This window comes from Halosimplex halobium (assembly GCF_051414055.1).
GTDB classification, from domain to species: domain Archaea; phylum Halobacteriota; class Halobacteria; order Halobacteriales; family Haloarculaceae; genus Halosimplex; species Halosimplex halobium.
Genome location: NZ_JBLKNX010000004.1, coordinates 18,893 through 32,279, shown reverse-complemented (window position 1 = coordinate 32,279; position 13,387 = coordinate 18,893). Strand labels below are relative to the sequence as shown.

Here is a 13,387-nt window from a genome sequence, read left to right as displayed (position 1 = left end):
CCGGTCGCCCGCTGGTCGGCCGGCCGCGGGCCGCCGGTCCGGCGCCGACTCCGGGAAGTATTTGCCGGCGGTGGCCCTCGTCGCCGACCATGCAACGGCTGGCGGCGCGCGGGGAGCCGACGACGGCGGTCCGCCGGGGGGCCGACCGATGAGCGAACGGCCCACCGGAGCGACCGAGGAGACCACGGGGATCCCGTCGGGCACCTGCGCCTACGTCGGGATCGTGGCGCTGTACGCGGCCACGATCGTCCTCGGGCTCGCGCTGACCGACGAGGTCGCCGCGATGGGGCTGGCCATGTTCGAGGACCCCGGGAACGTGGGGAACGTGGGCGTCTTCGCGGCGATACTGCTGGTCGCCACCGCGGGGATGGTCGCCGCCTTCCGCTACGGCTACGGCGAGGCGCTCGTCCGCGCCTTCCTGCTGGGGTCGGCGAGCACGCTCACCGCCGTCGCGTTCGTCGCGCTGACCGGCGTCGGCGAGATCGCCGCGAGCGGGAGCCTCGCGATGGGACTGCCGACCAGTCCCGCCTCGATCGCGGTCGCCGCGGTCACGTTCGCGGTCCTCTGGACCTATCCCGAGTGGTACGTCAACGACATCGCGGCCGTCGTGTTCGGCGCCGCGGCCATCCCGATGCTCGGCCTCGGCTTCGGGCCGCTCCCGGTCGTCGTCCTGCTGGTCGCGTGGGCCGGCTACGACGCCTACGCCGTCTACGTCTCCGGCCACATGCAGGAACTCGCCGCCGGCCTCGGCGACCTGAAGGCCCCCATCGTCTTCGTCGTCCCCCACTCCCGCTCGTTCTCGATGCGCGACCCCGAGTTCGACCTGATGGGCGACGAGAGTTCAGCGGACGGCGGGCCCGACACGGCCGACGGCGACCAGCCGCCCGAAGGTGCCGCGTCACCGGCTCGCTCGGAGGTCGCCCTGCTGGGACTGGGCGACGCGATCATCCCGGGGATGCTCGCCGTGAGCGCGGGCCGCTTTCTCGACGCTCCCACCGTCGTCCCGGCGCTCAACGCCAACGCGCCCGCCCTCGGGGCGCTGGTCGGCGGCCTGGTCGGGATGGGCGGGCTCCTCTATCTCGTCCACCGCGTCGAGGGCGCCCACGCCGGCCTCCCGCCGCTGAACGCCGGCGTGCTGGGCGGCTATCTCGTCGGCGCCGTCGCCGCCGGCGTCCCGGTCACGGCCGCGCTGGGGCTGTAGGCGCTCGATTTCTGCCGTGTGCGACCGGCAGCGTCGCGACTCCGGGCGGTGAAAAAACCCGAGAAGGTGAACCGAGGGGACGACCTCAGAACGGCGCTTCGGGGCCTTCGTCGTCGTCGCCGCCGATGTCGCCGCCGCGGGAGTCGCCGGGCATCGAGGGGCCGGTGTCGGCGCCCATCATGCCTTCCTCGCCGCCCATGCCGCCGCCGGTGCGGGCGTTGACCGTCTCGATCTCGGGGATCTCCTTGGTCATGCGCGTCTTGATCGCCTGGATCGTCATCGGGGAGATGCCACACCCCGAGCAGGCGCCGCCCAGCTGGATGGTGACGGAGCCGTTCTCGCGGTCGATCTCCTCGATGGCCGCCGACCCGCCGTGCATCTGGATCTGCGGGAAGTTCCGCCGCAGGAAGTTCGAGATGCGCTCGCGCAGGTCGTCGCCGTCCTCGGTCTCTGTGCTCATAGTACCTCGACGTTGGCGACGACGGGGCTTAGACCTTTGGACTCACGGGTTCGCCGCGGGGCCGATCGTCGGGTGCGGCCGCGGTCCGTCCCGCCTCAGTCCATCCAGTCGGGGTTCGCCCGCGGCGGCGCGAACACGTCGATGCCGTCCAGCGGCTCGTCGCCGGTCGCCTCGACGCTGTGGGGTTCCTCGCTCGCGAGGTGGTAGGAGTCGCCGGAGCTGACCGGGAACTCCTCGCCGTCGACGACGAACACGCCCGACCCGCTCGTGATGTACCCAACCTGCTCGTGTTCGTGGCTGTGTTCCGGGACGACTGCCCCCGGCTCGATGTGGACGTGTTGCATGCTCATCCGCTCGCCGACCGCGAGCTGTGTGAGGTGGACGCCGTCGGTGACTTCGACCGTCTCGTTCGCCGAGTGTGCTTCGACCTGCATGGATCGCCTGTGGGCGTGCCCGCACCTAAGCGTGGGTGTTGCTCGATGGAATCGTCGGATAGCGGTGGGAGTTGGTCGGGTGTCTCTGGTCGAACCAGTTTGAAAGACTGTCGCGAGGCAGCGACCGCACTCGACTCGACCGCAAGAAACAGCAGGCGGTGAAAGCCCTCGACGCGCTCGCTAGCTGGAGTCAGTACCGCAAGAAACAGCAGGCGGTGAAAGCCCTCGGCGCGCTCGCGGTCGCTGAGCGACATACCCTCGCTGCGCTCGGGTAGGGGTCGCTCAGGCGACCAGGCAAGCGCGAGCGCGCCTCGCCCTTTCAGTCCGCCAGGGACCGCAACTGCACAGCACGACACTGCGACCGCACCCGCCCCCCACAGCACCGCAGACGGCCACGAGCCTCCCCAGCCGATTCGCGACACGCGAGTCGCGAATCCACCGTCAGAGCAAGCGCTGACGAGCCTTCGTTCACACGTTCACGAAGACCTCGCGCGATTCCGTCGCGGCACGGAGGCCGCCAACGTCAGAGCAAGCTCTGACGGCCCATCGGAATCGCAAGCGATTCCGAGACGACAGCACGCGCCGACCGCACCGCAACCGCTCACTGCAACAGCCCTGGCCTGCAGGCAGCATCCGGCGCGGAGCGCCGGTTCACCGGACGCGAGGGAGCGAAGCGACCGAGTCGTCCGGCCTTTTTCCCCAAGTTTTTGCGGCGGAGGATTCCCGCAGCGCGCCTCCGGCGCGCGAGGAACTCTCCGCCGCAAAAAGTGGGTTCAGAAAAATTGGAACAGGTCGTCGCGTTCCTGTTCGTGGAGGTGGTGGCGGACGGCCTCGGTCATGGGTTCGATGGAGCCGCGTTTCGCGGAGATGGGGGCGATGGTGTTCTGCCACTGCTTCCAGGGGGGGTAGAGGCCGAGGCGGTCGCAGAGCTCGTTCAGCCGCTCGTCGCGGTCGTCGACCTTGTCCATCTTGTTGACGGCGACGACGACGGGGATGTCCACGTCGCGGAGGAAGTGGAACATCTCCACGTCGTAGGGCACCTCGTCGGGGCCGGAGTGGCGGTCGATGATGTCGACGGCGGCCTTGCCGTCGACGACGAGGACGGCGGCCAGGATCTTGTCGGCGTTCGATTCGATGTAGCGGACGATGTCGGTCTTGGTCTGCTCGCGCACGTCCTCGGGGACGCCCTCCATGAAGCCGAAGCCGGGCAGGTCGGTGAGTACGAAGTCCGGGCCGGCCCAGTCGAAGTGGTTGGGCGAGCGGGTGACGCCCGGGCGCTGGCCGGTGTCGAAGGTGTGGCCGGTGAGCTCGCGCATGAGCGTCGACTTGCCGACGTTGGACCGGCCGACGAGGACGACCTCGGCGTCCCGGTCCGGGCGTGACTCGAACATGGGGGGTCCTACACCGGGCGGGTGGAAAAGGAGCGGGTTCGCGCCCGGCGCCGCAGGGGCGGTCGCGGAGGGGGTCGCCGACCGTTCCGATCAGCAAAACTAAACGACAGCCGCCCGGAGGATGGGGTGCATGCGCCGCCGTGAATACCTCCGTTCCGCAGTCGGCGCTGCCGGTCTCGCGGGGATCGCAGGGAGCGCCCTGACCGCCGCCGGCAGCGACGACGACGCATCGCCCTCCTCCCGAACGACCGCGACGCCGACCGCCACCGCCGGGCCGACAGAAACCGGAACCGCGACCCCCACCGGCACCGACGCCGGCGACGGCTACGGCCCGCTGGCAAGCTTCGACGTGTCGAACGACCAGGGCGGGTTCCAGACCACCGAGGCGGTGATGGAACCGTCCGGCCGGTACGCGTTCGCCTCCCGGATCGACGGCTTCTACGTCGTCGACTGTCAGGACCCGGAGAACCCCGAGGTCGTCGGCACCTACACCGGGATCACCGCGTCGGGCGGCCGGTCCATCACGGGCTTCTACGACATCAAGTACAACCAGGGCCGGCTGATGCTGGCGACCTCCCGGGCGGCCGAGGGGTTCCGCGGGATCGCCATCTACGACGTGTCGGACCCGCTGAACCCGCGGCCGATGAAGACCTACGAGACGACCTACACCATCCACAACTCCGACCTCCACGGGGAGTACGCGTACCTGACGACCGGGCGGGAGCTCGACGTCGTCCACGTCGCCCCCGACCAGCCGGAGTCGGTGGCACAGTGGTCGCCCGCCGAGTACGACGCGGAGTACGGGGAGCTGTCCGGCAACCTCGTCAATCTCCACGACATGTACGTCCAGGACGAGCGGGCGTACCTGGCCTACTGGGACGGCGGGGCGTGGATCCTCGACGTGTCCGACCCGGCGAGTCCCGAGTACGTCGGCCACGCCGCCGAGTACTCCCTGTCGGAGCTGCAGGACGTGAGCGGGACCGACCTCTACGAGTACGCGATGGAGCCGGAGGGCAACGCCCACTACGTCCAGCCCGACGACGACGGCGACCTGCTCGCGGTCGGCGGGGAGAGCTGGAACCTCGAGGGCGGCGTCGACGACGACGAGTCCGACGAGGAGGACCTGGGCGGGCCGAGCGGGATCATCCTCTACGACATCAGCGACGCCACCAGTCCCGAGCGGCTGACGGAGATCGAACCGCCCCAGCCGCCGGAGGGCGAGACCGCCCGGCGACAGGGCGGCTACTACACCACCTCGCACAACTTCGAGATCGCCGGCGACTACCTCTACTCGTCGTGGTACCGCGGCGGGGTGAAGGTCCACGACATCTCCGACCCGGCGAACCCCGAACAGCTGGCCCACTACGAGAACGGCGACCGCGCGAGCTTCTGGACCGCGCAGGTCGGTGTCCCCGGCGAGTTCTTCATCGCGACGAGCTACGTCCACCCGACCGACCGGGACGGGCCCGGGGCGTTCTACACCTTCCCGGACCCCTCGGACAACCCGGCGACGGTGACGCCCTCCGGCGCCGAGGTCGACCTGCCGACGGACACGCCTGAGCCGACCGACGCGGCGGCGACCGACACGGGGACCTCGGCCGGGACGCCGACCGAGTCGCCGACCGCCACGGCCACGCCGTCGGCCTCGCCGACGCCGACGGCCACGCCGACCGACACCCCGACCGCGACGGGCGGGACCGCGACGAGCGGGATGGCCGGCGAGACCGCGACCGCGACGAGCGGGATGGCCGGCGAGACCGCGACCGCGACGAGCGGGATGGCCGGCGAGGGGGACACGGCGACCGGCAACGCGGACGCGACGACCAGCGGGAACGGCCCCGGGCTGGGCGTCCTGTCGGGGCTCGCGGCGCTGGGCATCGGCGCCTGGCGGCTCGGCCGCGGCGACGACGAGTGACCGCGCCGAGCGCGCCGGCCCGCTAGTCCGCCAGTCCGGCCGGTCCGCCGGCCTCGCCGGCCCGCCGGTCCGCCAGTCCCGTCGACCCCACCGGGAAACTGATACCCGTCGACCGCCATGCCGGGGACGTGCATCGACGCCAGTTCCTCCGGGCGGTCGCCGGGACCGCCGCCCTCCCGACCGCCGCCCTGGCGGCCCGCGACGGCGACGCCCGCCGGGCCGAGCCGGGGGCGAGCGCAGTTGCGAACGCGACCACGACGAGCGACGACGCGGCCGCGACGGCGACCCCCTCCGGGACGCCCACGCCGACACCGACGGACGCGGTCGCGACGCCCACCTCGGGATACGAACCGATCGGGAGCGTCGCCGTCGAGGGCGCGACGGAGACGGTCCTGACGCCCGACGGCGACACGGCGTTCGTCGCGGTCGGCGACGGCTTCGCCGTCCTCGACCTGACCGATCCCGCGGCCCCGACGGTCGTCGCGAGCGAGCGCGACATCTCGCCGCCGGGCACGAACCAGACGATGGGCGGGGTTCGGGACGTGAAGTACGACGACGGCCGCCTGCTCGTCGGCGGCCCCGCGGGCTACGACCCCGACAGCTTCTACGGCGTCGCGCTGTTCGACGTGAGCGACCCGACCGACCCCGCGTTCCTGCGGGCCTACGAGACGGCCTACCCGGTCCACAACTGCGACCTCGCGGGCGAGTACGCCTACCTCACCCGGAGCGACCGCGACGCCAACCCGCTGCTCGTCGTGGACGTGGGCCGCGACCAGCCACGGGAGGTCGCCCGCTGGTCGGTGCTGGACCACGACCCGGTCTGGGAGTCGGTCCCCCAGCAGCTGCGGACGCTCCACGACGTGTTCGTCCGCGACGGCTTCGCCTACCTGGCCTACTGGGACGCCGGGACGTGGATCCTCGACGTGAGCGACCCCACGGATCCGGGGTACGTCGCGGACGTTCGCGAGCGCGACCCCGAGACGCTGGCCGAACTCGACGGGCTGGCGGTCGCCCGCGAGTACTCGGAGCCGCCGGGCAACGACCACTACGCCGCGACCGATCCCGACAGTTCGCTGCTCGCGGTCGGCAAGGAGTCGTGGAACTCCAACTTCGGGAAGGAGGGCACCACGCCGGGTCCCGACGACCCCGGCGGCCCGAGCGGGGTCGCCATCTACGACATCGCCGACCCGCGCTCGCCGGAGCACCTCTCGACTATCGATCCGCCGCCGACCGCTGACCCGAACATCAACGGCGTCCGGACGACGGCCCACAACTTCGAACTGGCCGCCGGCCACTGCTACTCGTCGTGGTACCGCGGCGGGGTGGCCGTCCACGACCTGTCGGACCCGGCCGACCCCGAGCGGGTGCGGTACTTCCGGCGCTCCTCCGAGACGAGCTTCTGGACCGCACAGCTGGCGGCGCCCGGCGGCGCGGTCGTCGCCACCAGCTACTACGACCCCTCCGATCCCGACGCGCCGGCGCGGGTCTACACGTTCCCCGACGTGGACCGGGCGACGCCGACACCGACGCCCGGGCGCGCCGGCGCGACGACGGCCCCGACCGGGTCGGGCGGCCGTCCCGCGACGGACGGGAGCGGCGACGGCGAAAACGCGGGCGATGACGGGGCCGGTTCCGACGGGGGGACCGACGCAGTCGAAACGGAGGGCGCGACCGCGGGCGACGGCCCGGGGTTCGGCCCCGCGGCGGCGCTGGCCGGCATCGGGATCGGCGCGTGGCGGTTGCTCGACGGGAGCGACGAGCCGGGAGACGAGGAGTAGCCCTCAGAGGGCGTTCTCGACGGCGCCGGCGACGCTACGGGCCTTCTCTGCGAGCGCCTCGGGGACGTGGCCGGCGTCGACGGCGGCGTCGAGTTCGTCGTCGTCGACCCGCTCGACGCGGCCGTCGGCGTGTTTGACCACGTCGACGTGCAGGTCGACGTAGCGGACCGCCGACGGGAACACCTCGACCGGGGTGCAGACGTTGACGTACGTGCCCCGTTTCTCGCCGTCGTCGCCGCGGTAGACGGTGGGGTACCACCACTTGCCCTCGGTGAGTTTGGTGACAGCCACGTCGCCGGCCTGTTGCTCGACGCCGAGCGCGTCGTAGGTGCCGCGGCCGGACATCTCGCGTTCGACGACGACGGTGCCGTCGGCGTCCCGGCGGGTCACCTCGCCGCTGCCCAGCGAGAACATCCGGCCGTCGGGCTTGCCGTGGTCGATGCGGACGCTGTCGCCCTCCATCGGGCCGAACTGCCGCGTCACGGCGTCGAACGGGAAGTCCGCCTCGCCGCCGGTCCCGGCGTCGGGACAGACCGCCTCGACGAAGTCGACGGCCGCGCTGGCGGCGTTCGTCGCGGCCTTCGTGCGGTGGTGGCCGGGCATCGTCGCCGTCACGTCCCGCCGGTGCTCGTCGAGGCCGAACCGCGACTCGCGGCCGAACCAGACCCAGACGGTCGCCTCGCCGGGCCAGTAGCAGTACGGGGCGGCCTCCTCCGGCGCGGGCGCGTCGTCGAACGCCGAATCGAGCGCCGCCGCCCGGTGGGCGACTCCGTCGAGCGCGTCACCGAGCGCGTCCAGGTCCGCGTCGTCGGCCGCCCGGTCCCAGTCGGTCCCCCAGCCCTCGGGCGGGTCGACGGGCAGCAGGTCGGCCAGTTCCGGCCCGTTGCTGTCCGGCGACGTGCCGCGGACGAGCGTCGCGAGGCCGGCCTGCACGCGGACCGTCGTGTCGAGGACCGGCCGGCCGTCGCTCCACGGCGCCGCGGGTTCCTCGACCTGGACGCGCAGCCGGTCCCCTTCCTCGACGTGTGCGGCCGTCTTCGAGTAGGGCAGGAATCCCTCCGGGTCGGTGCCGGCGACCGGGGGCAGCGAGTCGGTTTCGGCGTCGTTCTCGGTAGCTCCGCTCCCGAGGGCGACGACGGCGCCGCTCCCGAGCGTCTCGGTCACCTCGCCGGCGTAGACGGCGCCCCGCGGCGTCGGGTCGCGCCACGCCAGCGCGTCGGTGCCGACCCCGCGGGCCGCGTCGAGCGCCGCCGCGACCGCCGCGGAGTCGCCGACGACCCCCACGCCCTGCCGGTCGTCGGTCGTCGCGACCTCGGCGCCCGCGGGCGCGACCGCGAACGCGTCGTCGAAGCGGTCGCGGATCGGCGGCGACGCCTGGACGACCGACAGCCCCGCGTCCTCGAACAGCCGGGTCAGCGCCGTCGTGTAGATGCCCCGGACCCGGACGGTCGGTGCGTCGCCGGCATCGCTTCCGGTGGCTTCCTCGCTGGCATCGCTTCCGGCGTCCTCGTCGCTGGCCGCATCCGCGCTCGCGTCCGCCGCTCCGTCGTCGCCGCTCATCTTTGAAGTAGCGAGGAAACCGCGCCGTGAACGGCGCGGAGGAATCGCGTTTGCCGCCCTGTCCGTCCACGACTGTTGCTGACCGTCTGTCCTACCCGTCTCTGTCGTCGGTGTCGAGCGCGTCTACCCCTTCCAACATGAGGCCCTTCCAAGTGTAGCCGCGCCGTTCTTTCACCGCTTTCAGTCGCTCGAACTGGTCCTCCTCGACTATGAACCGAATCTCTTTGCCCATGTTTGTGTGTAGTTAGCATGATTTTTATGTGTGTCGGGTGTGTTTGTTTGACTGTCGAATGTCGGCCACGACGACCGCCACCAAGACGCTCGAAGCCACGCTCGCGCCACCCACGGCGCACAAAGAGCGACGGCTTCAGCGCACCGAGGCGACCTACCGCCGTGCGCTCCGTGACGCCTTCGCGTCCGGGGCCGACACGCAGACGGCGGTCAACGACGTTGTGACCGGCTATGACCTGTCCTCGTATGCGAAAGACACGCTCAAACAGTACGTCCCGCAGCTCCGACGGACCTACGACGCCGAGGAACTGGCCGAGGACCATCCCGCTCGGTTCACGAACCGAGGGTGGCACCTCGACCACTCGCCCGACCGCGCCCACGAGTTCTGCTGGCGGGTGCCACAGGCCGGGCGCGGCACCTCCTTCTGGATTCCGTTGCGAATCAACCCCGACCAGCGGGACCTGTGGGACCGGCTGTACGACGGCGACGTGTCCGTGGGCGAGTTTCGCCTGCGCCAGCACCGCTCCTCGTGGACGTTGCACGTCACCGTCGAGTACGAGATCGAGCAACCGGAGACGCCGGACGACCCCACGCCGGTCGGCTTCGACGTGGGCGAGTCGTCGTTGCTCGTCGGCTGTGCCGTCGAGCAGGGCGCTCCGGTGGACCCGCTGTTCGTTGACGGCGGGCGAGCGCGACACCTCCGCAAAGAGATGCATACGACGCTGAAACGCCTGCAAGAACGCGGGGCCGCCGAGTGGCGGATTGACGAACGGTCCACCCACTACCAGAACGCACTCACGGATATTGTCGAGAAGGCCAGCCGAGAAGCCGTTGAGTACGCCCGACAGTTCGAGGGCCCGGTGATCGTCCTCGAAGACTTGACCTACATCCGTGAGTCGCTGGACTACGGCAAGTGGATGAACCGCCGTCTCCACGCATGGGCGTTCGCCCGCTTGCAGGGCCGCATTGAGGACAAAGCCCTTGACGCCGGGATTCCAGTCGAGTACGTCAACGCGGCCTACACGTCGCAGACGTGCCACGCTTGCGGGCACGTCGGCCACCGTGACGGCGACGAGTTCCGGTGTACCAACGAGGGCTGTTGGGTCACGGAGTACCACGCCGATCTGAACGCGGCGGCCAACATCGCTGGCCGCCTTGACCCGTGGGGAGAGAGCCTGCCGCTGAAACCGGCAGACGATGACTCGCCACGGGACGGGAGTGCCTGTGACAGCACCACGGGACACCGAGAGGCGAGTCGGGAACCCCGACAGACGACCCTCTCGGCGTACAGTTCCGAAACCTCCTCGCGTAGCGAGACTTCCCTTGTAGGAAGCCCCGCCGTTCGCGGCGGGTGAGGATGTCACAGCGCGTCGCGGTCGGCGGCGAAGCGGACCCGGTCGTTCACCGTCGGCCCCAGCGAGAGTTCGACGACCTCGTCGGAGAGGACGCGCCCGCCGGTGACGGGGACGCCCCAGGAGTCGAACCGGAGGTACCCGCGGATGTCGTCGGCGTGGGTGAACAGGTCGAGATAGTCGACGGCGTGTTCGGGGAACTCCTCGGCGGAGTGAGCCTGGTCCATGTCGGAGTAGACGGCGTCGCGGTCGGCGAAGAACGCTTCGAGGTCGTCGGCGGCCTCGCGGGTCGCCGCGACGACGCGCTCGGAGGCCGCCCGGATCTCCTCGTCGGAGAGGCCGGCCTCCCGGAGCGCCGCCTGCGTCCGCTGGTCGAAGTGCATACCCGCGGGTTCGCGGGCGGGGCTTGAAAACGTCGCGGTCACGCCCCGCGGCGGTGGTTCGCCGCTCGCGGGCGGGGCGAGCCGCCGGTCGGTGCTGTCGGTGCGGTGGTCGCGGTAGTCGCGGTGGTCGGCCGGTCAGATCGTCGCGCGGAGGACGAGCACGAGGAAGCCGAACATCGCGCCGAAGGCGATGACCGTCTTCGGGTCGATGCGGATGGCGTTGCGGTCCTCGGCGTCGAAGTACCGGACCAGCCCCGCGCTGGACATCAGTCCGCCGCCGTCGTTGCTGCTCATATCTGTCTCTCCCACTCCCGCCCGCGTAAGCCTTTCGTCCTGCCCCCGACCCGCGACCCCCGTCGCGGCGGCGTTCGCTCCTCCGCCGAAGCTGTCACTCGGGCGACCGTCGGACCCGCCGAACGGCGGTAGTGGAAACCCTTATCCCCGCGGATTCGCAACGTCCGATGACCCATGACAGTCACGCTCAAGGACTTCTACGCCGACTGGTGTGGCCCCTGCAAGACCCAGGACCCCATTCTGGAGGACCTCGAAGAGGAGTGGGGAGACGTCGAGTTCGAGAAGATCAACGTCGACGAACAGCAGGACGTGGCCAACGAGTACCACGTCCGCTCGCTGCCCACCCTCATCGTCGAGAACGACGACGGCATCGTCGAGCGGTTCGTCGGCGTCACCCAGGCCGACGACATCGAGGACGCCCTCCAGCAGGCCTCCGCGTAGCGCGCCCTTCCTGATCTCCGTTCTCGCCCGTCCCCGTACTCACTTCGTCAGCAGTGCCCACGTCAGTCTTCGGAGCGGACCGCCGCGATCGTGTCTTCCACGTCCGCTTCGGTGGTTCCCTCTTCGTCGAACCGCTCGCGAACACGAGCCGCGAGTTCCCGTAGATCCGCTTCCGGGTCGGACATATCGGATGTAACTGGTCGCGGACGAAAGACTTCGCCGGCTGCGGTCGGCGTCGTAATGCGGCCGAGCTAGTGGAACTTGACGCCCACGTCGTGCATCTTCTCGTTGTTCGTCGCGATGTTGATGAGCAGGGGGGTCAGCGCCTCGACCTCGGCGGCGTTCGCAATGGGGCCGGCGGAGACGGCCCGCAGGCCCTCGATCCCCTCGGCCAGCGCCGAGACGGTGTCGACGGCGTCCTCGTCGTCGCCGACGACGAGCGTGTCCACGTCGAGGTCGGCGTCGAGGTTCGCGAGGCGGTCGGCGGCGAGGTTGTGGAACGCGCCGACGACGGCCACCTCGTCCGGTGCCGCGCCGGCGGCCAGCGCGGTGACGCTCCCGGCGCCGGGCTTGTTGTAGTGCATCCCCTCCTCGTCGCGTTTCATCCCGACGGCGGGCGAGACCAGCACGTCGCCCGCGTCGAGTTCGTCGGCGACCGCCTCGACGGTGTCGGTGAGGTGGTACGCGGGGACCGCGGCGACGACCACGTCGGCGCGGGCCGCGGCCGCCGCGTTCTCGGCGCCCGCGATGTCGGAGTCGACCCCGCGGCTGTCGAGTTCGGTCGCGTACTCCTCGGCCTTGTTCTCGGCGCGCTCGGCGTCCCGGGAGCCGACGACGACGGTGTGGGAGGTGTGGTAGGCCCACCGCAGCGCCAGTCCCTCGCCGATGTCGCCGGTCCCGCCAAGCAGTGCGATGTCCATGTCGGGGCCGTAGGCCGAGATCAGGATAAGCGTTGGCGATTCGGCGAACGGGGCGGGAACCCGTCGGCTGTCGCCGCGGTCGCGACCGCGGCGCTCGTCGGGAGTCAGTTCCCGTTGTCGCTCGCCGTTCAGTCCTCGCCGTCGAGCAACGCGGGCAGGTCGTTGACGGAGTCGACCACCGCGGTCGCGCCGGCGCGTTCGTACTTCCGGCGCCCCTCCTCGCCGGTCAGCCCGCCGGTGAGGACGCCCACGCCACGGTACTCCCGGTCGGCGTCCTCGTCGGTGGCGTTGACGGCCGTCTCGATGTCGTCGAGCGTGTCGCCGACGAAGACGACCGAGTCGGCGCCGAAGCGCTCGGCCAGCGTCACGAGCGCGCGGGGGTGGGGCTTGCCCTCCGCCCAGTCGTCCATCGTGAACCGGTGCTCGTCGGGCACGTCCAGCCCGACGCGGTCCAGCGCGATGTCGGCCTCCGCGGCGGGCCGGCCCGTCAGGACGCCCACGTCGTAGCGGGCCTCGAGCGCGTCGACCGTCTCGCCGTCGAGGATGACCGGTTCGTCGTGGATGTACCCCGGGGTGTCCATCTCGGGCTCGCCGCCCTCCAGCTCCCGGTAGAGGTCGCTGCCCAGGTACAGCTGCTGGAACACGTCCCGGAGCCGGTCGGGGTCCCACTCGTTCATGACGCGCTCGCGCTCGGCGGGGCCTAGCGCGTCGAGGACGACCGTCTCCGCCGCGGAGACGCCGCCACCGGTGGCCGCCACCCGGTCGGTAAAGGAGGGGAGCGACAGCCCCAGCCCCGCCCCGTCGGCGAGGACGTACAGCGCGGCGGCGTACGTGAGCTCCCAGTCGTTGTTGAATCCCCCAGCGTCCTTGAACTGCTGGATGGCTTCCTTCGGGATGGTGTCGCCGTAGACCCGCGACACCGATTCGACGATCGCCCGGCGGTAGGAGTCGGCCACGTCGACGAGCACGCCGTCGACGTCGAGCACGACCGCGTCCGCGTTCATCGGTGTTTCCGGCGATGCGCTCC

General features: G+C 71.0%; 15 protein-coding genes. 5 read left to right on the top strand and 10 right to left on the bottom strand.

What is annotated here, in order from left to right; all coding sequences use genetic code 11:
• The first annotated feature begins 148 nt into the window (after positions 1-148).
• Positions 149-1,201, top strand: a complete 1,053-nt coding sequence (locus tag ACMGFG_RS04935) for a presenilin family intramembrane aspartyl protease PSH (RefSeq protein WP_436929245.1) — start codon at positions 149-151, stop codon at positions 1,199-1,201.
• An 85-nt stretch (positions 1,202-1,286) separates the two neighbouring features.
• Here the strand turns inward: ACMGFG_RS04935 and ACMGFG_RS04930 are convergent, their stop codons facing one another.
• The 3 genes from ACMGFG_RS04930 to engB form a co-directional block, all read right to left on the bottom strand.
• Complete coding sequence (locus ACMGFG_RS04930) at positions 1,287-1,661, bottom strand: NifU family protein (protein ID WP_436929244.1); 375 nt, start codon at positions 1,659-1,661, stop codon at positions 1,287-1,289.
• 95 nt (positions 1,662-1,756) lie between these two features.
• On the bottom strand, positions 1,757-2,095 hold the full coding sequence (locus ACMGFG_RS04925; RefSeq protein ID WP_135366191.1) for a cupin domain-containing protein: 339 nt from the start codon (positions 2,093-2,095) through the stop codon (positions 1,757-1,759).
• A gap of 773 nt (positions 2,096-2,868) precedes the next feature.
• Positions 2,869-3,486 carry a GTP-binding protein EngB gene (gene engB, locus ACMGFG_RS04920; protein WP_436929243.1) on the bottom strand — a complete coding sequence of 206 codons (618 nt, stop codon included), beginning with the start codon at positions 3,484-3,486 and terminating at the stop codon, positions 2,869-2,871.
• 130 nt (positions 3,487-3,616) lie between these two features.
• Between engB and ACMGFG_RS04915 the strand changes: the two genes are divergently transcribed.
• Both ACMGFG_RS04915 and ACMGFG_RS04910 read left to right on the top strand, forming a co-directional pair.
• Positions 3,617-5,401, top strand: coding sequence for an LVIVD repeat-containing protein (locus ACMGFG_RS04915; protein ID WP_436929242.1), 1,785 nt, complete (start codon positions 3,617-3,619; stop codon positions 5,399-5,401).
• Positions 5,402-5,529: 128 nt separating this feature from the next.
• Positions 5,530-7,179 (top strand): LVIVD repeat-containing protein, encoded by a 1,650-nt coding sequence (locus ACMGFG_RS04910; protein ID WP_436929241.1) that lies wholly within the window; start codon positions 5,530-5,532, stop codon positions 7,177-7,179.
• Positions 7,180-7,182: 3 nt separating this feature from the next.
• Here the strand turns inward: ACMGFG_RS04910 and ACMGFG_RS04905 are convergent, their stop codons facing one another.
• Complete coding sequence (locus ACMGFG_RS04905; protein ID WP_436929240.1) at positions 7,183-8,739, bottom strand: ribonuclease FAU-1 family protein; 1,557 nt, start codon at positions 8,737-8,739, stop codon at positions 7,183-7,185.
• A 91-nt stretch (positions 8,740-8,830) separates the two neighbouring features.
• Complete coding sequence (locus tag ACMGFG_RS04900; RefSeq protein ID WP_436929239.1) at positions 8,831-8,971, bottom strand: hypothetical protein; 141 nt, start codon at positions 8,969-8,971, stop codon at positions 8,831-8,833.
• A gap of 58 nt (positions 8,972-9,029) precedes the next feature.
• On the opposite strand from ACMGFG_RS04900, the gene ACMGFG_RS04895 reads away from it, so the two are divergent.
• On the top strand, positions 9,030-10,325 hold the full coding sequence (locus ACMGFG_RS04895; RefSeq protein ID WP_436929238.1) for an RNA-guided endonuclease TnpB family protein: 1,296 nt from the start codon (positions 9,030-9,032) through the stop codon (positions 10,323-10,325).
• A gap of 5 nt (positions 10,326-10,330) precedes the next feature.
• Here ACMGFG_RS04895 and ACMGFG_RS04890 read toward each other — a convergent pair whose 3' ends face one another.
• Together ACMGFG_RS04890 and ACMGFG_RS04885 are read right to left on the bottom strand one after the other, a co-directional pair.
• Positions 10,331-10,705: a DUF7532 family protein gene (locus tag ACMGFG_RS04890; protein ID WP_436929237.1), complete on the bottom strand. Its 375-nt coding sequence runs from the start codon at positions 10,703-10,705 to the stop codon at positions 10,331-10,333.
• 135 nt (positions 10,706-10,840) lie between these two features.
• Entirely contained in the window at positions 10,841-10,999 is a 159-nt protein-coding gene (locus ACMGFG_RS04885) for a preprotein translocase subunit Sec61beta (RefSeq protein ID WP_135366185.1), read from the bottom strand.
• 174 nt (positions 11,000-11,173) lie between these two features.
• On the opposite strand from ACMGFG_RS04885, the gene ACMGFG_RS04880 reads away from it, so the two are divergent.
• Positions 11,174-11,440, top strand: a complete 267-nt coding sequence (locus tag ACMGFG_RS04880) for a thioredoxin family protein (RefSeq protein ID WP_436929236.1) — start codon at positions 11,174-11,176, stop codon at positions 11,438-11,440.
• Positions 11,441-11,502: 62 nt separating this feature from the next.
• Here the strand turns inward: ACMGFG_RS04880 and ACMGFG_RS04875 are convergent, their stop codons facing one another.
• The 3 genes from ACMGFG_RS04875 to ACMGFG_RS04865 all read right to left on the bottom strand — a co-directional run bounded on the left by ACMGFG_RS04875 (position 11,503) and on the right by ACMGFG_RS04865 (position 13,364).
• Positions 11,503-11,625, bottom strand: coding sequence for a hypothetical protein (locus ACMGFG_RS04875; protein WP_436929235.1), 123 nt, complete (start codon positions 11,623-11,625; stop codon positions 11,503-11,505).
• A gap of 66 nt (positions 11,626-11,691) precedes the next feature.
• Entirely contained in the window at positions 11,692-12,360 is a 669-nt protein-coding gene (gene npdG, locus ACMGFG_RS04870; RefSeq protein WP_436929234.1) for an NADPH-dependent F420 reductase, read from the bottom strand.
• Between the two features lie 128 nt (positions 12,361-12,488).
• The gene (locus ACMGFG_RS04865) at positions 12,489-13,364 is read right to left on the bottom strand and encodes a TIGR01548 family HAD-type hydrolase (protein ID WP_436929233.1); all 876 of its coding nucleotides are present in this window, start codon (positions 13,362-13,364) and stop codon (positions 12,489-12,491) included.
• Between the last annotated feature and the right edge of the window lie 23 nt (positions 13,365-13,387).